The following is a 22,156-nucleotide window of genomic DNA, read 5'->3' on the forward strand; positions in this document are numbered from 1 at the left end:
GAGGAACTCAATGTCCCTCGTGCATGAAATCGACTACGGCACGCCCCGGTCCAAGTCCGAGAAGCTGGTTTCGCTCGTCATCGACGGCATGAAGGTGGAAGTGCCGGAAGGCACCTCCATCATGCGCGCCGCGATGGAGATCGGGAACCAGATCCCCAAGCTCTGCGCCACCGACATGCTGGACGCCTTCGGCTCCTGCCGGCTCTGCCTGGTGGAGATCGAGGGCCGCAACGGCACCCCCGCTTCCTGCACCACGCCGGTGGCGGAAGGCATCGTGGTGAAGACCCAGACCGAGCGGCTGAAGCAGATCCGCAAGGGCGTGATGGAGCTCTATATCTCCGACCATCCGCTGGACTGCCTGACCTGCTCCGCCAATGGCGATTGCGAGCTGCAGGACATGGCCGGCGTGGTCGGCCTGCGCGACGTGCGCTACGGCTATGAGGGCGAGAACCACACCAAGCTAGGCAAGGACGAGTCCAACCCCTATTTCACCTACGAACAGTCGAAGTGCATCGTCTGCAACCGCTGCGTGCGCGCCTGCGAGGAAGTGCAGGGTACGTTCGCGCTGACGATTTCCGGCCGCGGCTTCGGTTCGCGCGTGTCGCCGGGCATGAACGAGACCTTCCTTTCGTCCGAGTGCGTGTCGTGCGGCGCCTGCGTGCAGGCCTGCCCCACCGCGACGCTGAACGAAAAAGCCATGTACGACATCGGCACCCCCGAGCATTCGCTGGTGACGACCTGCGCCTATTGCGGTGTCGGCTGCACCTTCAAGGCGGAGATGCGCGGCGACGAGCTGGTGCGCATGGTGCCCTATAAGGACGGCAAGGCGAACCGCGGCCATTCCTGCGTGAAGGGCCGTTTCGCTTATGGCTATGCGACCCACAAGGAACGCATCCTTAAGCCCATGATCCGGTCCTCCATCCACGAGCCGTGGAAGGAAGTCAGCTATGAGGAGGCGATCGCCTACACCGCCTCCGAGTTCAAGCGCATCCAGGAGAAGTACGGCCGCCGCTCGGTGGGCGGCATCACCTCCTCGCGCTGCACCAATGAAGAGACCTATCTGGTCCAGAAGCTGATCCGCGGCGCTTTCGGCAACAACAATGTCGACACCTGCGCCCGCGTCTGCCACTCGCCCACGGGCTATGGCCTCTCCCAGACCTACGGCACCTCCGCCGGCACGCAGGACTTCGATTCCATCGAAGAGACCGACGTGATCCTGGTGATCGGCGCCAACCCGACCGACGGCCACCCGGTGTTCGGCTCGCGCATGAAGAAGCGCTTGCGCGAGGGTGCCAAGCTGATCATCGCCGACCCGCGCAAGATCGACCTCGTCCGCACCCCGCATGTGGAGGCGGACTATCATCTGCCGCTGCGCCCGGGCACGAACGTCGCCTTGGTCACCGCGCTGGCCCATGTGGTGGTCACCGAAGGGCTGATGGACGAAAACTTCATCCGCGAGCGCTGCGACTGGGACGAGTTCCAGGAATGGGCGGCTTTCGTCGCCGATGAGCGCCACAGCCCCGAGGCGGTGGCCAAGTACACTGGCGTCGACCCGCAGGACGTGCGCAAGGCGGCGCGCCTCTATGCCACCGGCGGCAATGCGGCGATCTATTACGGCCTCGGCGTGACCGAGCATTCCCAGGGCTCCACCACCGTGATGGCGATCGCCAATCTCGCCATGGCGACCGGCAATGTCGGCCGCAACGGCGTGGGCGTGAACCCGCTGCGCGGCCAGAACAACGTGCAGGGCGCCTGCGACATGGGCTCCTTCCCCCATGAGCTGTCCGGCTATCGCCACGTCTCCGACGACGCCACCCGCGCCCTGTTCGAGAGCCTGTGGGGCGTGAAGCTGGACGCCGAACCCGGCCTGCGCATCCCCAACATGTTCGACGCCGCCGTCGATGGTACCTTCAAGGGCATGTATGTGCAGGGCGAGGACATTCTTCAGTCCGACCCCGACACGCGCCATGTCTCGGCCGGCCTCGGCGCTCTGGAATGCCTCGTGGTGCAGGACCTGTTCCTCAACGAGACGGCGAACTATGCGCACGTCTTCCTGCCCGGCTGCTCGTTCCTGGAGAAGGACGGTACATTCACCAATGCGGAGCGCCGCATCCAGCGCATCCGCAAGGTGATGGCCCCCAAGAACGGCTATGCCGACTGGGAAGTCACCGTCATGCTGTCCGAGGCGCTGGGCTATCCCATGGACTACAGCCATCCTGGCGAGATCATGGACGAGATCGCCCGCCTCACGCCCACCTTCACGGGCGTCAGCTATAAGAAGCTGGACGAGTTGGGCTCGGTGCAGTGGCCGTGCAATGACAAGGCGCCGGAAGGCACCCCCATCATGCACATCGGCGGCTTCGTGCGCGGCAAGGGCAAGTTCGTGCTCACCGAATACGTGCCCACCGACGAGCGCACCGGCCCGCTATTCCCGCTGCTGCTCACCACCGGCCGCATCCTGTCGCAATACAATGTCGGCGCGCAGACCCGCCGCACGGAGAATGTCGCCTGGCATCCGGAAGACGTGCTGGAGATCCACCCGCACGACGCAGAGAACCGCGGCATCCGCGACGGCGACTTCGTGAAGCTGGAAAGCCGCGCGGGCGGCACCTCCCTGCGCGCGGTGATCAGCGAGCGCATGCAGCCCGGCGTGGTCTACACCACCTTCCACCATCCGGTGACGCAGGCGAACGTGGTGACCACGGACTTCTCCGACTGGGCCACCAATTGCCCGGAATACAAGGTGACGGCCGTGCAGGTCGCCCCCTCCAACGGGCCGAGCGCGTGGCAGGAAGAGTATGAAGAGCTCTCCCGCCAGAGCCGCCGCATCGCCGAAGCGGCGGAGTGAGATGAAGGCCGGCGCCGCGACGCGCCCGCCCCGCCTGGACCCAGGCCCCTCTCCCGCATGCGGGAGAGGGCCGGGAAAGGGGACATCGGGTGTGGGGTTCGGGGCGTTAGCAGCGTCTTGCGCGTTTGCCGGCCTTTCCTTCCTTGCTCTCCGCGACAGCCGGGAAAAGCAGCCCATCGCACGCCCGCACTTGAATGCGGGCGCGTTCGGCACAACCTTGGTGGCAGCAACACCCGGTGGCGCGCATCATGGATGAGACGTCCGAAATCCCCGATTTTCCCGAGCCGGTGCGGCGCGTCAGCCGCGACGTGTGGCGCCTGGATGGCGTCACCGTCTCCGAACGCGCGGTGCCGGAAGAAACGCCGGTCGCCCTCACCTATAATGGCACCACCCATGCCGTGATGATGGCAAGTCCCATCGACATCGCCGATTTCGCCCTCGGCTTCTCCCTCACCGAGGGGATCATCTCCAGCCCGACGGATATCCTCAGCCTCGATGTGATCGCGGTGGAGGATGGCATCGAGGCGCGGATGTGGATCGCCGAGGAGAAGGCGGCCGTGCTCGGCGCCCGCCGTCGCGCCATGGCCGGGCCCACCGGCTGCGGCCTGTGCGGGGTGGAAAGCCTTGCCGAGGCCATCAAGCCCGCCGCGCAGGTCACCGCACGGCCGGTGTTTCCCGCTTCCCTCATATTAGAAGCCATGGCCACGCTGGCGCCCGCACAGACCCTCAACCACGAGACCCGCGCGGTGCATGCCGCCGGCTATTTCGAGCCGGGACGCGGCCTGCTCGCGGTGTGCGAGGATGTCGGCCGCCACAATGCCTTGGACAAGCTGGTGGGCAAGGTGGTGAAGCTCGACGCCGATCCCGCCCGCGGCATGGTTTTGCTCACAAGCCGCGTGTCCATCGAGATGGTGCAGAAGGCCGCCGTGCTGGGCACCCCGCTCATCGCCGCCGTCTCGGCCCCCACATCCCTCGCCATCCGTACCGCGCAGGCGGCCGGCATCACGCTGGCCGCGATCGTGCGCGGCGACGGATTTGAACTCTTCACCCATCCCGAGCGCATCGACCTCGGGTCATCCCCACGGCACGCACATGTCGCATAGCACCAGCACCAACGACCGCCTCGTCTATATGGCGAACCAGATCGCGACCGCCTTTTCCACCCAGCAACATGCGGCGGCGATCGCCTCCACGCGCGAGCACATCCACAAATTCTGGGATCCGCGCATGCGCTCGAAGATTTTCGAGCATCTGGACCATGGCGGCGAAGGCCTCTCCCCCATCGCTAAGGAAGCCCTGGAAGGCCTGCGCGGCACGTCCGTCGCGGCCTGAGCCTCAGGCCGAAGGGTCCCGCGCGGGATCGACCATGGCGCCGGCATTCATCAGGCCGGCAGGGTCGAAAGCGGCCTTCACCCGGCCCATGAGTGCACGGCGGACAGGGTCGCCATAGCGCTCCAGCAGGTCCCGCTTCAGCCGTCCGATACCATATTCGGCGCTGAAACTGCCGCCGAGCGTGGCGGCGATGGCATAAAGCTCATGGGCAAGACCCGCCTCGATGCGGCGGGTGAAGCCGAGCCGGTCCTCGCCCGGCGGCACCACGATATTGTAGTGAATGTTGCCGTCGCCCACATGGCCGTACACCGACAGCATAAGCGCGGGATCATAGGCCGCCACCGCCGCCCCGCCCTGCTCCAGGAACGCATCGAGGGCGGAGATCGGCACCGAGATATCGTGCTTCACCGATCCGCCGGCGTGCTTCTCGCCCTCGGGAACGGTCTCGCGCACCGCCCACATGTCGGCGCGCTGGCGCTCGGACTGGGCGAGCAGCGCATCCTCCACCCACCCCTTCTCCATCAAGGCTTCGAGCGTCCCCATGAGGATCTCGTCCAGCGGCACCCGGTGCGATGAGGCGGAGACCTCCAGCAGCACCGCCCCGCCGCTGCCGGTGGTCAGATTAACCTCGCCCGGCTTCAGCGCCGCCACCAGCGCCACCGAATTGGCGGTGATGAACTCGAACGAGGAGACGAGGTCCGCCGTTTCGCGCCGCACCTGGGCGAGCATCTGCGGCAGCGGCGCGCCCTTGGCCAGTTGCAGCCAGGCGGTGGCGGTCAGCACCTGTTCAGGACACAGCTTCAGCACCACGCCGGTGACGATGCCGAGCGTGCCCTCGCCGCCGATGAACATCTGCTTGAGATCGTAGCCCACATTATTCTTGCGCAGGGCGCGCATGTCGCCGAGCAGGCTGCCGTCGGGCAGCACCGCTTCGAGCCCCAGCACCAGATCGCGCGTCATGCCATAGCGCAGCACGGAAAGGCCGCCGGCATTGGTGCCGATATTGCCGCCGAGCCGGCAGCTGCCCTCCGAACCGAGGCTGAGCGGCAGCATGAGGCCCACGGCTTGAGCCGCCGCCTGCGCATCGGCGAGGATCACGCCCGCGTCGGCGGAGAGGGTGAAGCCGAGCGGGTCCACGGCCCGAATGCGGTTCATGCGCTCCAGGCTCACCACCAATTGGCGGCCGCTTTCGTCCGGCGTCGCCCCGCCCACATAGCTGGTGTTCCCGCCCTGAGGGACGAGGCCGAAGCCGAACTGCGCGGCAAGGCGCACCACGCCTTGCACCTCTTGCGTGGAGCGCGGCCGCAGTACAGCGGGCGTGGTGCCGCGGATCAGCTGGCGATGATCCACCACATAGGGCGCGATGAAATCCGGCGCGGTCATCACGCCGGCTTCACCGAGCAGCGCGCGGAATGCGGCGAGCGCATCACTGGTCATGGGTCCGCCTTTCCGGCTGGTCTTGTCGATCCGCCCTCCCCGAGAGGCGGGCTCAGATCACGTGGGCAGGAGCGAGGGCGCAGGGAACGGTGCCGTTCTCCACCTGGATTGCCGCATGGCCGATCTTGAAGCGCGCCTTCAGCGCGGCGCAGGTCTCCGCGAGGAAGGCATCGTCCAGCGGGGCGCCGGGGCGCACCAGATGAACGGTGAGGGCGGAATCGGTGGTGCTAAGCGCCCAGATGTGCAGGTCATGCACCTCGCTGACACCGGGGCGCGCCGCGAGGAAGGCGGCCACGGCGTCATGGTCGATGCCGCTCGGCACCACATCCATAGCGAGGTTCACGCTGTCGCGCAGCAGGGCCCAGGTGCCGGCGATGATCGCGGCCGCGATGACAAGGCTCACCACCGGATCCAGCCACAGCCAACCGGTCACCGCGATCACCGCCGCCGCGAGAACCACGCCCAGCGACACCGCCGCATCCGCGATCAGATGCACGAAGGCGCCGCGCACGTTCAGGTCATTCTTGCGGTCGGCCATGAACAGCAAAGCGGTGCCGAAATTCACCCCGATGCCGACCAGCGCGACGATCATGACCACACCGGTCTGGATCGGGGCGGGATCGCCGAAGCGTCCGATCGCCTCGATGATGATGCCGCCGGTGCCCAGCAGCAGGATCATGGCATTGGCGAGCGCCGCGAGGATCGAGGAGCGGCCATAGCCGAAGGTGCGGCGCGGGCTCGGCGCGCGGCGCGAGAGCCATGCGGCGCCCCACGCCAGGAGCAGGCCGAGCACGTCGGAAAGATTGTGGCCGGCATCGGCCAGCAAAGCGAGCGAACCCGACAGCAAGCCGAAGACCGCCTCGATGATCACGAAGCCGAAATTGACCGAGGCGCCGATGGCGAACGCCCGCAGCGAGCTCGGCACCGCGTGGGCATGATTGTGCCCGCCATGGCCGTGCCCGGAATGATCGTGGCCCGAATGATCGTGGCCGGAATGACTGCCCTCGGCCTCGCCATGGTCGTGGTCATCATGGCCATGGTCGTCATGCGGCGCGTGGTCGTCATGCGCACTTTCCGCACGCTTCGCCGCCGGCGTGGCATGGGCATGGCCGGTGCCATGGTCGTGGCCGGCATGATTGTGGCTGGCGTGATTGTGGTTTTCGTGCCCGGGTGGGAAGGCGGGTTGGGATGCCCCTTCCGATGCCGCGTCCGGAGCGGGTTTGCCGTCGTGCTGGTCGTGCCCCTGTGCCGCCATGGTGGGCTCCTTGCCGCGATCGCGAAACTGACGGCCGCCTAGATACCATCGCGCGGCATTTCGCGCGCGTCCCGCAGGGGAAAAATCGCGTCGGGCGTCAGCTGAAGAAGCCGAGCACCTCGCGCGCGAAATCCGCCGGCAGCTCGATGGCGGACATATGCCCCGCATCGAGCTTCACCAGCTCCGCGCCAGGGATATGGGCTGCGATCAGCTCGCCCCATTCGGGCGGGGTGGAGCGATCCTGAAGGCCGACGATCACCAGGCAGGGCGTCTTGATGTGCGGCAGGCCATGGCGGAAATCCATGTCGCGCATGGCGCAGCTCGTGCCCATGTAGCCGCCGGGCGCGGTGCGCACGATCATCTCGCGCACTTTCGCGACCTGGTCGGGATGGGCGGCGCGGAATTTCGGCGTGAACCAGCTGTCGATCACGGCATCGGCGATGGGCGCAGTGCCGGCGCGGCGCACGGCCTTGATGCGCCCTTCCCACATGCGATGGGGGCCGGCATGGGCGGTGGTGTTGGCGAGCACGGCGCGCTTCAGGCGCTGCGGGGCGTTGAGCGCCAGCCATTGGCCGAGCATGCCGCCGAGCGAAAGGCCGCAATAATCCACCGGGCCGGAAATGCCGAGACGGTCGAGAATATTGAGCAGATCGCGGCCGAAATCGCCCATGGAATAGACCGCATCCGGCGCGCTGGACTGGCCGTGGCCGCGCGCGTCATAGCGGATGACGCGAAAATGGGGCGTGAGATGGGGCATCAGCGCGTCCCACATCTCCAGCGTGGTGCCCAGCGAATGGGCGAGGACCAGGGGCGGCGCGCCCTCCTTGCCCTCCACCTGAACCCGGAAATGCTCACCTGCAATGTCGAGGATGGACACGTGACCCCCGGTCGGCATTCTGTATACGACGCCGGTTTAAAGCCTTGCCGGCAATTGGCAAGATCGATCGGCGGGAAAGTGCCCGGATCGCGCCGGAAACACCCTCCAGCCGGGCCGGAGGGTGGCAGAACCGATCTCAAGGGATCGGCCGGACAGATCCGCGCAAAAAATCAGTCGAGGTCGGCTTCCAGGATGGCCATCTGGAAATTGTAGGAGAGGTCGCCGTCCTCCTCGTCCTTGAACAGGACGCCGATGAATTCCTCGCCAAGATAGACTTCGGCCGAATCGGTCTTCTTCGGGCGCGCTGTCACCTTGATCTGCGGATTGCCGAACAGGGTGCGCATGTAGCGCTGCACGCGCTCGAGTTCCGTTTTATCCAAGTGTTGTCCTCCAAGGGTCGAATGGCCGCCCGCGGACGGCCACGAAAGCGCGGAATGCGCGTGAAGTCGAAGGGCGGCTCAGATGTCCGCACCGGCGAAAATATTGTCGTCGAACATCTGGTCCATGGCGCGCGAGGGCTCCGCGCAGCCGGCCTCGCCCACCACCTTGGCCGGCACGCCGGCCACCGTGGTCTTGGGCGGCACCGGCTTCAGCACCACCGATCCGGCGGCGACGCGGGCGCAATGGCCGACCTCGATATTGCCCAGCACCTTGGCGCCGGCGCCCAGCAACACGCCGCGGCGGATCTTGGGATGCCGATCGCCGGTCTCCTTGCCCGTGCCGCCCAGCGTGACGCCCTGGAGGATGGAGACGTCATCCTCGATCACCGCCGTCGCGCCGATCACGATGCCGGTGGCATGGTCGAGGAAGATGCCGCGGCCCACCGGCACCGCCGGATGGATGTCCACGGCGAACACCGAGGACGCGCGGCTTTGCAGGTAGAGCGCGAAGTCGCGCTGGCTGTGGGTCCACAGCCAATGGGACAGACGGTGCGTCTGGAGCGCGTGGAAGCCCTTGAAATAAAGCACCGGCTCCAGCGCGCGGGTGGTTGCGGGGTCGCGGTCCACCACCGCCATGATGTCGGCGCGCACCGCCTGGGCGATGGTGCGGTCCTGCGACACGGCCTCATGATAGGCGGCGCGGATCGCCGAGCCGGGAAGCTCCGCATGGTCGAGGCGGGCGGCGATGCGCTCGCCGATCACGGCTTCCAGGCTGCCCTGCCCCAGCACGGCCCCGATGAGAAAGCCGGCCAGCAGCGGCTCGCGCTCGGCGGCGAGGTCCGCTTCATTGCGGATGCGCGCCCAGACCGGATCGACCACGTCCTGGAAGCGTTCCGTATTGATGCGCGCCAGCGGCTGATGCGGCGCCTTGAACAAAGACTGGGGCATTCCTGCCTCCCGGTGGATCACGTTTCGACGCATTTCTAGCACAAGCCGGCCGCCGTTCCGAGCCGGCTCGCGCACATCACCCATGCCGGGCGAAGAAGTCGAGCGCGCCCTGCTTGAACACCTTGTCGCCAACCGCGGGATTGTGATCGCGGCCGGGGATGTCCAGCACCTCGCCCCGGGGCAGAAGCGCCGCCAATTCCTGGGCGCTGCCCGCGATCAGATCGCGCGTGCCCACGGCCACTAGGGCCGGCTGGTCGATATCGGCCACCTGCTGGCGCGTCAGGGTCTGCCGCGAGCCGCGGATGCACGCCGCGAGCGCTTTCAGATCCGCCTTGTTGGCATCGGCGAAGGCGCGGAACATGCGGCCGAGGGGGTCGGTCACATCGGCCAGGCTCGGCGCCTCCAGCGCCGCCGCCACCTCTTGCGGCAGGCCGTCGCCTTCCACCAGATGGATGCCGAGCCCGCCCATGATGAGGCTGTTGAGCCGGTCGCGCTCGGCGAGGGCGAATTGCGCGGCCACCCGCGCGCCCATGGAATAGCCGATGATGTCGATGCGCGGAATGCCGAGATGGTCCAGCAAGCGCCGCGCGTCCTGCGCCATCAGGCGGGTGTCGTAGAGCTCGGCATCATACAGCTTGCTGGAGGCGCCGTGCCCGCGATGATCGAAGGCGATCACGCGATATCCGGCCTCCATGAGTGTCTTGAACCAGCCGGTATGGACCCAGTTGATCTCCTTGGTGGAACCGAAGCCGTGGATCAGCAGGATCGGCGCGCCGGAACCCTCGTCCAGATAAGCGATGTCCAGGCCGTCGGCGGAAAGGAGGGGCATAAGCGGATCCCGAAGCGATGTTTCGGGCCGGACCCTAATTCGCCCCGGCGCGGAGCGGAAGCGAAAGCTTCCACCGCCCGCGCCGCCTCAGCTCAAGCCACTGGACGGAAACGGTCTTCTTCCTGTTGACGGCAGGCAGGCCACGCCACTCAGACGGGGGAGAGTGCGGTCGCCTCCCGCGCCGCCCGCTCGAAACGGGCGATGACCTGCGCCGCGTCGGACGCATTATTATAGGCGCCAGGGTGCTCGATTTGCTCGCGGCGGGCGGATACGGGCGGCAGCGGCGCACGGCCAGGACCGGCGGCCGGCGCCTTGCGCCCGCGCACCCGCTTGCGGCGCCAGATGGGCCGTACCAGCTCCACGCAGAAGCGGTTGAAGGAGGCGACAAGGCCGAACAGCCAGAGCACCGCAACCAATCCCCACCATACCAATTTGAGCAGCGCAGACCCCATCACCAGCGCGCCGCGCCCCAGCGTCTTCAGAATTGCCAGCGTCTGCCCGCCCTTGGCTTCGGCAAGCCGCGCGAGGCGAGAGAGGTCCTTGCCGTTCTCCGCCACCGAAAGCCCGGCGACCGCGGCGCGCGAGCCGGCCTTGGCCTGCACCGTGCCGAGATCGCCCATCAGCCGAGCAAGCGGTTTCAGGCCATCGGCGCGCACCACGCCTTTCAGGGCGGTGGCATCCAGGCTCGCGCCGGCCCGGCGCAGGGCCGCGAAGTCCACGGTCTCGTTAACCGCGCGGGTCAGCAGGCGGACCATCCCCACCGAGAGGCGACCGGTGCGCTTGGCGATCTTCACCGCGCTCACCCCGGCCCGCACCGGCAGGCCGGCGCCGAACGTGGCATAGGTGCCGGCGGTGAGCGCCAGCCCGGCCACCGAAAGGCCTAGGATCAGCGGGTCCACCGCTTCCCCATTGGCATATTTCCAGCCCTCGCGGCTCGCATCGCGCAAATCGCCCCAGGCGGTGAGATCGCCAGCAGCGGCCCCCGCAAATCCCGCCAGATCCTCCGGCGTGCCAGTGAAGAAGCCGTAGCCGAAATGCTTCGCGGAGCGCCAGGCGGCCGCCACGCCATCGTTGGCCGCGCGGACACGGGCGCGCAGGGTCGCGGGAAGCGCAAGCCCGCGCGCATCGGCGAGTTCGAGATAGGAGGCGGCGAGTTCCCCATCATCATCCGCCAGCGCGCGCTCGATCTCCCGGCCGGCATCGGCGGCGGTGAAGGATTGCAGCGCGAGGTCGGAGAGCAGGGCGGGATCGTCCCGCGCTTCGATCAGGCGCACGCCCCCCTTCGCCAAGGGCGCCGCCCAGGGCAAAACACCCGCGAAGGCCGCCAGAAGGCCAAACAGGGCAAGAATGCGCGCCATTTTCTTCTCCATCCAGAGAAGTAAACGCCGTTTGTGGCGAACCGGTGCCCGTGGGAGAGGGTTTTTATCCGGATTTAATTGACGCACTAATTATATCCGGGTATTAAGCGGCAAGAAAGGACTTCGCCATGACCCCACAAGCCGTGCCGCCTGCTTCGACCTCCACCCCCGCCCTGCCCTTCCCCGGCCCATTCATCGCCTTTGCCGGGCCGCGCCGACTCGCGGAAGGCGCCGCCGCCGAGGTCGCGGCCGCGGTCAGGCGCATGCTGATCGAGGACGAGACGCAGCAGGTGCTGGTGTTCGATCTGGAGAGCGCGCATCCGGTGGATTTCGATCTGCGCGGCACGCCGGAGGAGGTCGCGGCGCGCTATGCCTCAGCTCCGCCCGCACCGCCGGAAGCGGAGCCGGCGCGTGGGCCCGGTCGCCCCAAGCTCGGGGTCGTGGCGCGCGAGGTCACTTTGCTGCCGCGCCATTGGGACTGGCTCGCGGCCCAACCCGGCGGCGCTTCCGTCGCGCTGCGCAAGCTGGTGGAAGCCGCCCGGCGCGACCAGAGCGCGCCCGCCCGCCGCCGCGCGGCCCAGGAGGCCGCCTATCGCTTCATGAGCGCGCTGGCGGGCAATCTCACGGCCTTCGAGGAGGCGTTGCGCGCCTTTTACGCGGGCGATGCGGCGGGCTTCGCCAAGCTGACCGCCGCCTGGCCGGAGGATATCCGCGCCCATGCCCACCGCCTGGCGGCACCGGCGTTCGAATGAATGCGGCGGCCCGCCTCCTCAGAGAGCCGGGCCGCCCTGCTTTCGCGCCGATCGGCGCCGATCAATGGCGGCTCACGCCGCCTTCGGCGTGGCCGTTGTCGGCCCCGTTTGACTTCGTCTTGGCGCGCCGGGCGAGCATGTTCAACGCCTCCACGCCGGTGGAAAAGGCCATGGCGGCGTAGACATAGCCCTTGGGCACGTGGGCGCCGAAGCCGTCCGCGATCAGCGTCATGCCGATCATGATGAGGAAGCCCAGGGCCAGCATCACAACCGTGGGGTTGGCCTCGATGAAATGGGCCAGCGGGTCGGCCGCGAGCATCATCACGCTCACCGCCACGATCACCGCGATGATCATGATGGGGATATGGTCGGTCATGCCCACCGCCGTGATGATGCTATCGACGGAGAACACGATGTCGAGAATCAGGATCTGCGCGATGGCGGCGGCGAACCCGATGCTCGCCTTGCTGGTGCCGAACATGTCGTCATGGGGCGCAGGATCGACCGTGTGATGGATCTCCTTGGTCGCCTTCCACACCAGGAACAGGCCACCGGCGATCAGGATCATGTCGCGCCAGGAAAAGCCCTGGCCGAAGACCGAGAATACCGGCTCGGTCAGCTGCACGATGATCGCCACCGTCCCCAGCAAGGCGAGGCGCAGCACCAGGGCAAGGCTGATGCCGATGCGCCTGGCCTTGGAGCGGTGCACCTCCGGCAGCTTGTTGGTGAGGATGGAGATGAAGACCAGATTGTCGATGCCGAGCACGACTTCCATCGCCACCAGGGTGATGAGGGCCACCCAGGCCGCGGGGTCGGCTGCCAGTTGCGCGAGATAGTCCATGGATCACTCACCTGCCTTCGACGGATGAAAAATGCGGGGCGGCGCGCCGCGAAGGGCGACGACGCTTGCGAACGGGGAAACAACGCATTCGCGCACCGAGGCGCCGGCACGGGCGGACATAGCGCAAGACAAAGCCGCCCCGTGCCCGCGGCGATGTGGATCGCGGCAGGCGGGAGCGGCGGCGAAAATGCGCGCGCGAAAATGCGTCAGGGGGTCGATACAGGGCATTGGGCCTCTCGCCGGCAGAAATGTCGGAAGAGATCCGACATCACGCACGCATTTTCATGCACGCGCCAGAGGGGCCCGGATCGATAGGCTACAGCTAGGGAGCGGAATGCCGCAGAACCAGACCAGGGCATGCGCGGCAGGATGTCGCGGCGCCCGGCGCGGCACCGGAAAATATCGCGGACGCGGGTCTCTCAGATGAAACGGCCGGACAAGAAAAGGGCCCGGACATAGAAACGGCCGGGACTGGCCCGGCCGTTCGCCTTGATCTGAAGTGCGGAAGCGTGTGCCGTCACACGTCCTGGATCGCCGAGAGCTTCCATTGCCCGCCCTTGGGGCGCACGAAGGTCCACACCTCGGTGGTCTCGCTGACGGCATCGGTGCTGCCGGCGGCCAGCGCCCCGGTCGCGCGGTCGCGCATCAGGTCGCGGATCGCATAGCGCATGGCAACCGTCGCATATTCCAGATTGCCTTCGCGCCAGGCCTCGGAGAGGTCGCCCTGGAGCAGCTTCACGTCGCTCACCTCGTTGCGCACGCCGCGCGCCGCGTTGTCGCGCAATTCCTCGGAGAACACGGCGAGCACCTCAGGCGTCGCGCGATCGGCGAGCGCCCCATGATCCTCGCGGGAAAAGGCGGCCTGAATTTCGGTGAGCAGGTGCTCGAACGCGTCGAGATCCTGGGGGCCGATGCCGAGCTCGTCCTTGACGCGGCCGGCTGGGGCCGGCTGCTGCGGAACCGGGCCGGGCGCGCCGCCCGTTCCACCGAGACCGCCGAGCGCGCTGCGCCCGCCGGTCGGCGTGGCGGGAGACGACCCACCGCCGAACATGTTGTCACGCGACAGCGGACCGGGGAAAGGCGCACCTGCGCCCGCCGGCCGGGACTGCTGGCGGCGGCTCGCGAAGAAGCGCATGGCCAGGAACACGAGGCCGCCCACCAGGGCCACCTGGAGCAGCAGGCCAAGGAAGCCCGACAGGCCGCCGAGGCCGCCGCCAAACAGCATGCCCACGAGGCCGCCGATCAGCAGGCCACGCATCAGCGCGCCGCCGAAGCCGCTGCCGAACATGCCGCCTGGACGCGCTGCATTGGCCGCGCCAGCGGTGTTCATGCCGGGCTGGGGTTGCGGGGTCACGGAGCGCTGAATGGGCGCCGCGCCCGGTGCCGTATTGGTGCTGGCGGGCGCCTGATAGGTGCGTCCGCCCCGGCTGCCGAAGCCGCCGCCTTGGCGCGCGTCGGCATGATCCACCATGGTCAATGTCACCGCCGAGGCGAGGGCGAGAACGCCCATCAGAACCGGCATGCGCTTGAAAATCTTCATTTTCACCCTCGAAAGGAACCACCCGCATCCACCATGCCCCCTCCGCTTGCGCAAGAGGTGACCTAACGGCAGATAGGTGGGATATGGGGATAGATTTGTGGCTTTGTCAGGGGGTGGCGCGCGGCCACCCCGTTATTTTTGCCGTCCTCAGGCGGCCAGCCCCTTCACGAGGTCCAGCGCCTGACGTTCGAACAGCCGGCGATAAAGGCCGTTCTCGCGCGCGACGAGGGCATCATGGTCGCCCTCCTCCACGATCCGCCCCTTGTCGAACACCAGCAGCCGGTCGAGCGAACGCACCGTGGACAAACGGTGCGCGATCACCAGCGTGGTGCGCCCCACCATGAGGCGCTCCATCGCCTCCTGGATCAGCGCCTCGGATTCTGAATCGAGGCTGGAGGTGGCCTCGTCCAGGATCAGGATGCGCGCATCGGCGAGGAACGCGCGGGCGATGGCGATGCGCTGGCGCTCGCCGCCGGAGAGCTTCACGCCCCGCTCGCCCACCAACGTGCCATAGCCGCGCGGCAGGCGCTCGATGAAGCCGCTGGCATTGGCCAGGGCCGCCGCCCGCTCGATCTCGGCGCGCGTGGCGTCGGGCCGGCCATAGGCGATGTTCTCGGCCAGCGAGCGATGGAACAGGATCGGCTCCTGCGCCACCACCGCGATGGACCGCCGCAGCGAACCCTGCTGCACGTCGCGCACATCCTGCCCGTCCACCAGCACCCGCCCGCCGGTCACGTCGTGCAGCCGCTGGATGAGCTTCACGAACGTGGTCTTGCCGGAGCCGGAATGGCCCACGAGGCCCACCCGCTCACCCGCATCGATGGAGAGCGAGAGGTTGTCGTAGAGCGGCTTCTCATGGCCCTGGTAATGGAAGCGCACGGCCTCGAAGGCGATGGCGCCCCGCTCCACCCGCGCCGGCACCGCGCCCGGCTTGTCGGCGATGGCGATCGGAGTCTGATGCAATTCCACCAGTTCCTCCATCTCGTTGACGGAGCGCTGGAGATTGTGGACATGCATGCCCACCTCGCGCAGATAGCCGTGCACCACGAATTCGGTGGTCAGCACATAAGCGACGTCGCCGGGGCTCGCCTGTCCGTTCCACCACAGCAGCAGCGCGGTGCCGATGATGCCGGTCTGCAAGGCCAGCAGCGCGACCAGTTGCGCCGTGCCGCTCCAGGTGGCAGCACGCCAGGTGCGAGTGGTGCGGGCGTTCCATTTGGCGAGCACGCCGGCAAGCCGCGCGTCCTCGCGCGCCTCGGTGCCGAAGCCCTTCACCACCGCGTTGCAGCTCACCGCGTCGGCGAGCGTGCCGCCCACCTTGGTGTCCCAGGCATTGGACAGCCGCGCCGCCGGAGCGACATAAGCGGTGGAGAGCAGCAGCGTCATGGCCACATAGAGCACCGCCCCGGTGCCTACCAGCAGCCCCATCACTGGCCAATAGAGCCCAAGCACCAGCGCCGAGCCCGCCAGCACCACCAGCGAGGGCAGAAGCGCCATTACGATGGTGTCGTTCAGCAGGTCGAGCGACCACATGCCCCGCGAGATCTTCCGCACGGTCGAGCCGGCGAAGGCGTTGGCGTGCCAATCGGAGGAGAAGCGCTGCACGCGGGCAAAGGCGTCGGCGGCGATGTCCGGCATCATGCGCAGGGTCAGGGTGACAATGCCCATGAAGGCGAAATGGCGCACCAGCACCGTCACCGCGCCGAGCGCGAGGATCGCCAGAAATGCGTTCAGCGCCACGGCACGCGCGACGAGGCGCGCGGCCTCCGCTCCGCCCTGCGCGGTGGACAGGGCATCCACGAGGCGGCCGACGAAAATCGGCACCAGCACCTCGCCAAGGGTCGCCACCAGCATGCCCGTCATGATGGCGGCGAGCAGCGTCGGGCGGCGGCGCCAATGGCCCCAAAGAAATGCGAAGACGGTGCGGAAGGTATCCGCGCGCTTGTGCGAACCGAAAAACGACATGGCAGACTTCCGGCCGCGCGAGCGCGCAGGACCGGCCTCCGGTGAAAGCAAGGAATGGACGACATGCGCCGGCACGGGCGCATGTCGCAAAATCCGATGGGGAGAGGGGGCCCGCTGGCGGGCGGGGAAACGAGGCTAGCGGAACGAGGTCCGGGCGGTCGTTTCGGGGATCGGCGAACGGCGGCCGAGCGCAATAAACTGCTTCATTCTGGGCCTCCCTGTTCGCGGTTGAGCGAGTGCTACGCTAGAGAAGCGGCATAAAAAGGGCAAGGCTCGCACCTGTTTCACGGCCAGCGATACCTTAGCGGCAGCGCCGCAATTTGTGTCGCGCCGCCGCATCCAGCGCGCCCCTTTCCCCTTGGAGGGGCCGGGACGAAGCGCTAATGTCGCGCGGATTCAGGCCGGCGATGACGGACAAGGCACAGCCATGGCAGCCCATAGCATTCCCCATTTCTGCAACGATCTCGGCGTGACCGTGGTCGAGGTCGGCGCGAAAGAATTCATGTGCATCGGCGCCCGACCGCCGTTCGACCATCCCCATATCTTCATCGACATGGGCGATGAGACGGAAGCGGTGTGCTCCTATTGCTCCACCCTCTATCGCTATAATCCGGCGCTCCACGCCGACGAGGCCAAGCCCGAGGGCTGCGTATGGGAGCAGCGGCCGGTCGCCGCCTGATCGCCCATGACATCCCCTGTCGCGCGCAGCGCCATCATCGTCGGTGCAGGAATCGGCGGGCTGACCTGCGCCATTGCCTTGCGGCGCGCGGGGTTGTCCGTGCGCGTGCTGGAGCAGGCCGAAGTGCTGGAGGAAGTCGGCGCGGGCCTCCAGCTCACGCCCAATGCCACACGCGTCCTGCGCGATCTCGATCTGTTGCCGGCCCTGGAAGCGGTGGCGATCGCCCCCGATGCGCTGGAGGTGCGCGACGGGCGCAGCGATTCGGTCATCGCCCATTGTGCCTATGACGCCGCCACCGCCCGCTTCGGCGCGCCGTTCCTGGTGGTGCATCGCGCCGATTTGCACCGCGTGCTGAGCGAGGCCGCGCGCGCGGCCGGTGCCGAAATCCTGCTGGGGGCCCGGCTCGAAGGCGTGGAGGCCGGCGACAGCCAGGTTTCGGCGGTGGCGAACCGCGCCGGCGATCCGGTGCCGCTCGAAGCCGACCTGTTGGTGGGCGCGGATGGCATCCGCTCGGTGGTGCGGCCGCAGATCGGGCTTTCGGCGGTGCCCGTGTTTGCGCAGCGCGTGGCCTATCGGGCCACAGTGCCCGTGGAGCAGGGGCGCGCGCCGAACGTGGTGCAATTGTTCCTCGGCGCCGAGGCCCACCTCGTCACCTATCCCGTGCGGTCCGGCCGCGCCATCAATGTGGTGGCGGTGGTGCAGGAATCGCGGCCGGTCACCCGCTGGAGCGAGGAAGGCGACGCGAGCCGCGTTCATGCCGCCTTCGCCGAATGGGCCGAGCCGGTGCGCCGGCTGCTCGCCGCCGCGCCCGCGTTCCGATGCTGGGGCCTGTATGATCTCGATCCCCTGCCGCGCTGGGGCTCAGGACGCGTCACGCTGCTGGGCGATGCCGCTCACGCCATGCTGCCGTTCCTCGCCCAGGGAGCCGCCCAGGCGATCGAGGATGCCGCCGCGCTCGCCGCCGAGTTGCACCGCGCCTCCAGCGTGGCCGCCGCGCTGCGCGCCTATGAGACCGCCCGCCAGCCGCGCACCGCGCGCATCCAGCGCGACGCGCGCACCAATGGCACGGTCTATCATCTCTCCGGCCCCGCCAAATTCGCCCGCGACGCGCTGCTGCGCATCACCGCGGATCGGCTCATCGACCATTATGGGTGGATCTACGGCGCCTGAACGCCCTCAACGTTCCAGCGCACGGACCAGGGCGCCGCGCGACCGTCCTCGAACGCGCCCTCGGTCCATAAAGCAAGACCCGCCTGGGGGCGGAAGCCGTCCTGCGCGTCGGCGGCGAGATTGGCGGCGAGGCACAGCCGGCGGCCATCCTCCAGGGTCCACGCCACCTCGACCGCCGCCGGGCCGACCACCCGCGTGGCGGACAGGCGCCCCGTCAAGAGCGGCAGGAGCGGCCACACGTGCTCGCGCCGCGCGGCGATGACGTGGCGATACCAGTCCAGCCAGTCCAGGTGCTCCGCGCGGTCGCGGTCCGACCATTCAAGCTTGGAGGCGAGAAAAGTGGATTGCGCGACCGGATCGGGAATGCGCGCGCGCATGTCCGGATCTTGGAAGGCGGGAAAGCGGGCGAACTCCGCCCGCCGCCCGGCGCGCACCGCCTCGGCCAGATCCCCCTCGAAGCCGCAGAAGAATAGGAACGGCTGGGCCGCCGCCCATTCCTCCCCCATGAACAACATGGGAATCTGCGGCCCGAGCAGATAGATCGCCGCCGCCGCCCGCACGGCTTCGCGCGGCGCCAAAGCAGTGATGCGCTCGCCGAATGCCCGGTTGCCGATCTGGTCGTGGTTCTGCAGGAACGCCACGAAGGCGATGGAGGCCAGGTGCGCGCTCGGCTCGCCCCGCGCGGCGCCGCGATAGGGCATGTGTTCGCCCTGGAAAACGAACCCCTCCGCCAGCGCCCGCCCGAGCTTTTCCGCATCGCCCGCATAATCGGCGTAATAGCCTTGCGCCTCGCCGGTGATGGCGACGTGCAGCGCATGGTGCAGATCATCGTTCCACTGGGCGGTGAAGCGGGTTGCCGGGTCGCCCTCCAGAAGATGGGCCTCGTTCGCCTCGTTCTCGACGATCAGATGCACCTGCCGGCCCTGGCAGGCGGCGCGCACGCGCCGTTCCAGTTCGTTCAGGAAGCGGTCGGTGCTGTCGTCCAAAATGGCGTGCACGGCGTCGAGTCGCAGCCCGTCCATATGGAATTCCTCAAGCCAATACAGGGCATTGTGGATCATGAAGTCGCGCACGACGGCACTGTTGGGACCGTCGAAATTCAGCCCGGCGCCCCAGGGCGTCTGGTGGCGGTCGGTGAAGAAGCACGGCGCATAGGCGTGCAGGTAATTTCCGTCCGGGCCGAAATGATTATAGACCACGTCCAGGATCACCATGAGCCCGCGGGCATGGGCGGCATCCACGAAGGCGCGCAGGTCCTCCGGCCGGCCATAGGAACTGTCCGGCGCATAGAGCAGCACGCCGTCATAGCCCCAATTGCGCCCACCGGGAAAATCCGCCACCGGCATGATCTCGACGGCAGTGACACCGAGTTCCACCAGATCGTCGAGCCGCTCCGTCGCGGCACGAAAAGTGCCCTCGGAGGTGAAGGCGCCGATGTGCAATTCGTAAAGGATCGCCTCGTGCCAGGGGCGGCCGTGCCAGTCCGTATCGCGCCAGCCGTAGCGCGCGGGGTCGATAACCTCGCTCGGGCCGTGAGCATCCTCCGGCTGGTGGCGGGAGGCGGGGTCCGGCACCAGCAGGCCATCTTCCAGCTGGAAGCGATAGCGCGTGCCCGCGCCGGCCGCGGGGGTCACGCATTGGTGCCAGCCGTCGGGGGTGCGATGCATCGGCAAGGCGCGGATTTCATCGAGCACCAGCGTCACACGCTGCTGCGCCGGCGCAAACAGGCGGAACCGCACCGCGCCCGCCTCGATCTGCGCGCCGAACGGCATGGCATGGCCGCGGGGGGCATCCGAAGCGACGTCTGGGGGAACGAAACTGTTCATGCTGGTCATACCCGGACGGTTCGGGAGGTTCTGCGGGCGCTGCACCCGCCTTGCCTGTTCAACCGTCGCCGCACGGCGAAGGTTCCGATCTACCGTGCCGCCACGGAGCACGATACCTGCCCGCACGCGGTTTTGCGCGGGTCGCTGCGTTTCCCTGGCGCTTTTTCGTGTTCTCCGGCGCTTTTTCTTGCCCTTCGCCTTCGCGCCTGCGAGAAGGCGGGCATCATGATCGTTCTTGACGATATTTCGCTCCGTGTCGCGGGGCGCCTGCTCATTGACCACGCGTCCGCGGCCATCCCCGAGAACGCGCGCGTGGGCGTGGTCGGCCGCAACGGCACGGGCAAGACCACCCTGTTCAAGGCGCTGGTCGGCGAGCTGGAGCTGGAGAGCGGCGTGGTGCGCCTGCCCAACCGCACCCGCATCGGCCGCGTGGCGCAGGAAGCCCCCTCCGGTCCCGACAGCCTGCTTGAGCGCGTGCTCGCCGCCGATATCGAGCGCGCCGCTTTGCTGGAAGAGAGCAAGACCGCCACCGACCCGCACCGGATCGCCGAAATCGAAATCCGCCTGGTGGATATCGACGCCCATTCCGCGCCGTCCCGCGCCGCGCGCATCCTGGCCGGCCTCGGCTTCGACGAGAGCGCGCAGGCGCGCCCCTGCTCGGAATTCTCCGGCGGCTGGCGCATGCGCGTCGCGCTCGCGGCGCTGCTGTTCACCGAGCCGGACCTGCTGCTGCTGGACGAGCCGACCAATTATCTCGATCTGGAAGGCACACTGTGGCTTCAGGATTATCTCGCGAATTATCCGCGCACGGTCATCCTCATCAGCCATGACCGCGACCTGCTCGACACCAGCGTCGATCACATCCTGCATTTCTTCAACGGCAAGCTGACGCTTTATCGCGGCGGCTTCACCTCGTTTGATCGCCAGCGCCGGGAACGGCTGCTGCTGGACCAGAAGGCCCGCAAGAAGCAGGAGGGCCAGCGCGCCCATATGGAAGCGTTCGTCGCCCGCTTCCGCGCCAAGGCCTCCAAGGCCAAGCAGGCGCAGTCGCGCATGAAGGCGCTCGCCAAGATGGAGCCGCTCGCCGCCGAAGTCGGCGAGACCCAGGCCGCCATCTCCATCCGCCATCCCGAGAAGCTGCTCTCCCCGCCGATCGTGGTGCTGGACCGGGTCGAGGTCGGCTATGTGGAAAACAAGCCGATCCTGCGCAATCTCGACCTGCGCATCGACGAGGACGACCGCATCGCGCTGCTCGGGCCGAACGGCAACGGCAAATCCACCTTCGCCAAGCTGCTGGCCGGCCGCCTCGCCCCCCAGAAGGGCAATGTGGTGCGCGCCGACAAGCTGGAGGTCGCCTATCTCGCCCAGCACCAGCTGGACGAGCTGATCCCCGGCGACAGCGCCGCCCAGCATGTGCGCAAGCTGATGCCCGACGCGCCGGAGGCGAGGGTGCGTGCGCGCGCCGCCGAAATGGGCTTTTCCGGCGCGGCGGCGGATACTAAGGTGTCATCGCTTTCGGGTGGCGAGAAGGCGCGCCTGCTGCTCGGCCTCGCGGCCTTCAACGGCCCGCACATGCTGATCCTCGACGAGCCCACCAACCATCTGGACATCCAGGCGCGCGAGGCGCTGATCAACGCCATCAACGATTTTCCCGGCGCCGTGATCCTGGTCTCGCACGACCGGCATCTGCTGGAAGCCTGCGCGGAACGGCTCTGGGTGGTCGGCGGCGGCACGGTGAAGCCCTATGATGGCGACCTTGACCAATATCGCCGTGAGGTTTTGAGCAAATCCAACGGCCGCATGACTGGCGACGGCAAGAAAGAGCGCATCGACGGCGAGGCGCCGGCCGAGGAAGCGGCGGAGCTTGGCCCCTTGCGCAAGCGCCTCAAGGATGTCGAAGCGCAGGTGGCGAAGATCGAAAAGGATATCGCCGCCGTGGACAAGCGCCTGGCTGATCCGAAAATCGAGAAATTCCCCAATGACGCCGCCCGCCTGAACAAGCAGCGCGGCGATCTGGTGGACGCCTTGGCGCAGGCGGAAGAGGAATGGATCGCCGTCAGCGCCGATCTGGAAGCCATGGCGCAGGCCGCGGAATAAGCGCGCTCGCGCCGCGCGGGGC

The 22,156-nt window shown here is 67.7% G+C and carries 18 protein-coding genes; 7 read left to right on the plus strand and 11 right to left on the minus strand.

What is annotated here, in order from left to right; all coding sequences use genetic code 11:
* The first annotated feature begins 10 nt into the window (after positions 1-10).
* The 3 genes from fdhF (at position 11) to V5G24_RS16040 (ending at position 4,180) form a co-directional block, all read left to right on the plus strand.
* Positions 11-2,848, plus strand: coding sequence for a formate dehydrogenase subunit alpha (gene fdhF / locus V5G24_RS16030; RefSeq protein ID WP_394081213.1), 2,838 nt, complete (start codon positions 11-13; stop codon positions 2,846-2,848).
* A gap of 248 nt (positions 2,849-3,096) precedes the next feature.
* Entirely contained in the window at positions 3,097-3,951 is an 855-nt protein-coding gene (fdhD, locus tag V5G24_RS16035) for a formate dehydrogenase accessory sulfurtransferase FdhD (protein ID WP_394081211.1), read from the plus strand.
* Entirely contained in the window at positions 3,941-4,180 is a 240-nt protein-coding gene (locus V5G24_RS16040) for a formate dehydrogenase subunit delta (RefSeq protein ID WP_394081209.1), read from the plus strand. The genes fdhD and V5G24_RS16040 overlap by 11 nt, the downstream gene beginning before the upstream one ends.
* Before the next feature lie 3 nt (positions 4,181-4,183).
* On the opposite strand, the gene V5G24_RS16045 is transcribed toward V5G24_RS16040, so the two are convergent.
* The 7 genes from V5G24_RS16045 to V5G24_RS16075 form a co-directional block, all read right to left on the minus strand.
* A complete protein-coding gene (locus tag V5G24_RS16045) occupies positions 4,184-5,617 on the minus strand; it encodes an FAD-binding oxidoreductase (protein WP_394081207.1) in 1,434 nt (477 codons plus the stop codon).
* Between the two features lie 52 nt (positions 5,618-5,669).
* Positions 5,670-6,872: a cation diffusion facilitator family transporter gene (locus tag V5G24_RS16050; RefSeq protein WP_394081205.1), complete on the minus strand. Its 1,203-nt coding sequence runs from the start codon at positions 6,870-6,872 to the stop codon at positions 5,670-5,672.
* Between the two features lie 97 nt (positions 6,873-6,969).
* On the minus strand, positions 6,970-7,749 hold the full coding sequence (gene pcaD, locus V5G24_RS16055; RefSeq protein ID WP_394081203.1) for a 3-oxoadipate enol-lactonase: 780 nt from the start codon (positions 7,747-7,749) through the stop codon (positions 6,970-6,972).
* A gap of 170 nt (positions 7,750-7,919) precedes the next feature.
* A complete protein-coding gene (locus V5G24_RS16060; RefSeq protein ID WP_348847713.1) occupies positions 7,920-8,129 on the minus strand; it encodes a DUF3126 family protein in 210 nt (69 codons plus the stop codon).
* Between the two features lie 78 nt (positions 8,130-8,207).
* Positions 8,208-9,077 (minus strand): serine O-acetyltransferase, encoded by an 870-nt coding sequence (gene cysE / locus V5G24_RS16065; RefSeq protein WP_394081201.1) that lies wholly within the window; start codon positions 9,075-9,077, stop codon positions 8,208-8,210.
* A 76-nt stretch (positions 9,078-9,153) separates the two neighbouring features.
* Positions 9,154-9,906, minus strand: a complete 753-nt coding sequence (locus tag V5G24_RS16070; RefSeq protein ID WP_394081199.1) for an alpha/beta fold hydrolase — start codon at positions 9,904-9,906, stop codon at positions 9,154-9,156.
* 149 nt (positions 9,907-10,055) lie between these two features.
* The gene (locus tag V5G24_RS16075; protein ID WP_394081197.1) at positions 10,056-11,264 is read right to left on the minus strand and encodes a hypothetical protein; all 1,209 of its coding nucleotides are present in this window, start codon (positions 11,262-11,264) and stop codon (positions 10,056-10,058) included.
* Positions 11,265-11,392: 128 nt separating this feature from the next.
* On the opposite strand from V5G24_RS16075, the gene V5G24_RS16080 reads away from it, so the two are divergent.
* On the plus strand, positions 11,393-12,016 hold the full coding sequence (locus V5G24_RS16080) for a DUF2239 family protein (protein WP_394081195.1): 624 nt from the start codon (positions 11,393-11,395) through the stop codon (positions 12,014-12,016).
* A gap of 61 nt (positions 12,017-12,077) precedes the next feature.
* Here V5G24_RS16080 and V5G24_RS16085 read toward each other — a convergent pair whose 3' ends face one another.
* From V5G24_RS16085 to V5G24_RS16095, 3 genes are all read right to left on the minus strand, one after another.
* A complete protein-coding gene (locus tag V5G24_RS16085) occupies positions 12,078-12,857 on the minus strand; it encodes a TerC family protein (RefSeq protein ID WP_394081193.1) in 780 nt (259 codons plus the stop codon).
* 517 nt (positions 12,858-13,374) lie between these two features.
* Positions 13,375-14,397 (minus strand): Tim44 domain-containing protein, encoded by a 1,023-nt coding sequence (locus tag V5G24_RS16090; RefSeq protein WP_394081191.1) that lies wholly within the window; start codon positions 14,395-14,397, stop codon positions 13,375-13,377.
* A 147-nt stretch (positions 14,398-14,544) separates the two neighbouring features.
* Entirely contained in the window at positions 14,545-16,362 is a 1,818-nt protein-coding gene (locus V5G24_RS16095; protein WP_394081189.1) for an ABC transporter ATP-binding protein, read from the minus strand.
* 427 nt (positions 16,363-16,789) lie between these two features.
* Between V5G24_RS16095 and V5G24_RS16100 the strand changes: the two genes are divergently transcribed.
* Together V5G24_RS16100 and V5G24_RS16105 are read left to right on the plus strand one after the other, a co-directional pair.
* On the plus strand, positions 16,790-17,041 hold the full coding sequence (locus tag V5G24_RS16100; protein ID WP_394081187.1) for a zinc-finger domain-containing protein: 252 nt from the start codon (positions 16,790-16,792) through the stop codon (positions 17,039-17,041).
* A gap of 6 nt (positions 17,042-17,047) precedes the next feature.
* Complete coding sequence (locus V5G24_RS16105; protein ID WP_394081185.1) at positions 17,048-18,211, plus strand: FAD-dependent monooxygenase; 1,164 nt, start codon at positions 17,048-17,050, stop codon at positions 18,209-18,211.
* Here the strand turns inward: V5G24_RS16105 and treZ are convergent.
* Positions 18,199-20,037 (minus strand): malto-oligosyltrehalose trehalohydrolase, encoded by a 1,839-nt coding sequence (gene treZ, locus V5G24_RS16110; RefSeq protein WP_394081183.1) that lies wholly within the window; start codon positions 20,035-20,037, stop codon positions 18,199-18,201. The genes V5G24_RS16105 and treZ overlap by 13 nt on opposite strands.
* A 225-nt stretch (positions 20,038-20,262) precedes the next feature.
* Between treZ and V5G24_RS16115 the strand changes: the two genes are divergently transcribed.
* Positions 20,263-22,134: an ABC-F family ATP-binding cassette domain-containing protein gene (locus V5G24_RS16115; protein WP_394081181.1), complete on the plus strand. Its 1,872-nt coding sequence runs from the start codon at positions 20,263-20,265 to the stop codon at positions 22,132-22,134.
* Positions 22,135-22,156: the final 22 nt, after the last annotated feature.

The organism is Roseixanthobacter finlandensis (assembly GCF_043195105.2).
GTDB lineage: Bacteria > Pseudomonadota > Alphaproteobacteria > Rhizobiales > Xanthobacteraceae > NCEH01.

Bases quoted from the DNA above. Each gene is read 5' to 3' on its own strand.
- V5G24_RS16115 (WP_394081181.1), top strand. From the start codon at position 20,263: ATGATCGTTCTTGACGATATTTCGCTCCGTGTCGCGGGGCGCCTGCTC.
- V5G24_RS16045 (WP_394081207.1), bottom strand. From the start codon at position 5,617: ATGACCAGTGATGCGCTCGCCGCATTCCGCGCGCTGCTCGGTGAAGCC.
- V5G24_RS16090 (WP_394081191.1), bottom strand. From the start codon at position 14,397: ATGAAGATTTTCAAGCGCATGCCGGTTCTGATGGGCGTTCTCGCCCTC.
- V5G24_RS16100 (WP_394081187.1), top strand. From the start codon at position 16,790: ATGGCAGCCCATAGCATTCCCCATTTCTGCAACGATCTCGGCGTGACC.
- V5G24_RS16075 (WP_394081197.1), bottom strand. From the start codon at position 11,264: ATGGCGCGCATTCTTGCCCTGTTTGGCCTTCTGGCGGCCTTCGCGGGT.
- V5G24_RS16070 (WP_394081199.1), bottom strand. From the start codon at position 9,906: ATGCCCCTCCTTTCCGCCGACGGCCTGGACATCGCTTATCTGGACGAG.
- fdhF (WP_394081213.1), top strand. From the start codon at position 11: ATGTCCCTCGTGCATGAAATCGACTACGGCACGCCCCGGTCCAAGTCC.
- treZ (WP_394081183.1), bottom strand. From the start codon at position 20,037: ATGAACAGTTTCGTTCCCCCAGACGTCGCTTCGGATGCCCCCCGCGGC.
- fdhD (WP_394081211.1), top strand. From the start codon at position 3,097: ATGGATGAGACGTCCGAAATCCCCGATTTTCCCGAGCCGGTGCGGCGC.
- V5G24_RS16050 (WP_394081205.1), bottom strand. From the start codon at position 6,872: ATGGCGGCACAGGGGCACGACCAGCACGACGGCAAACCCGCTCCGGAC.
- V5G24_RS16095 (WP_394081189.1), bottom strand. From the start codon at position 16,362: ATGTCGTTTTTCGGTTCGCACAAGCGCGCGGATACCTTCCGCACCGTC.
- cysE (WP_394081201.1), bottom strand. From the start codon at position 9,077: ATGCCCCAGTCTTTGTTCAAGGCGCCGCATCAGCCGCTGGCGCGCATC.
- V5G24_RS16105 (WP_394081185.1), top strand. From the start codon at position 17,048: ATGACATCCCCTGTCGCGCGCAGCGCCATCATCGTCGGTGCAGGAATC.
- V5G24_RS16040 (WP_394081209.1), top strand. From the start codon at position 3,941: ATGTCGCATAGCACCAGCACCAACGACCGCCTCGTCTATATGGCGAAC.
- V5G24_RS16080 (WP_394081195.1), top strand. From the start codon at position 11,393: ATGACCCCACAAGCCGTGCCGCCTGCTTCGACCTCCACCCCCGCCCTG.
- V5G24_RS16085 (WP_394081193.1), bottom strand. From the start codon at position 12,857: ATGGACTATCTCGCGCAACTGGCAGCCGACCCCGCGGCCTGGGTGGCC.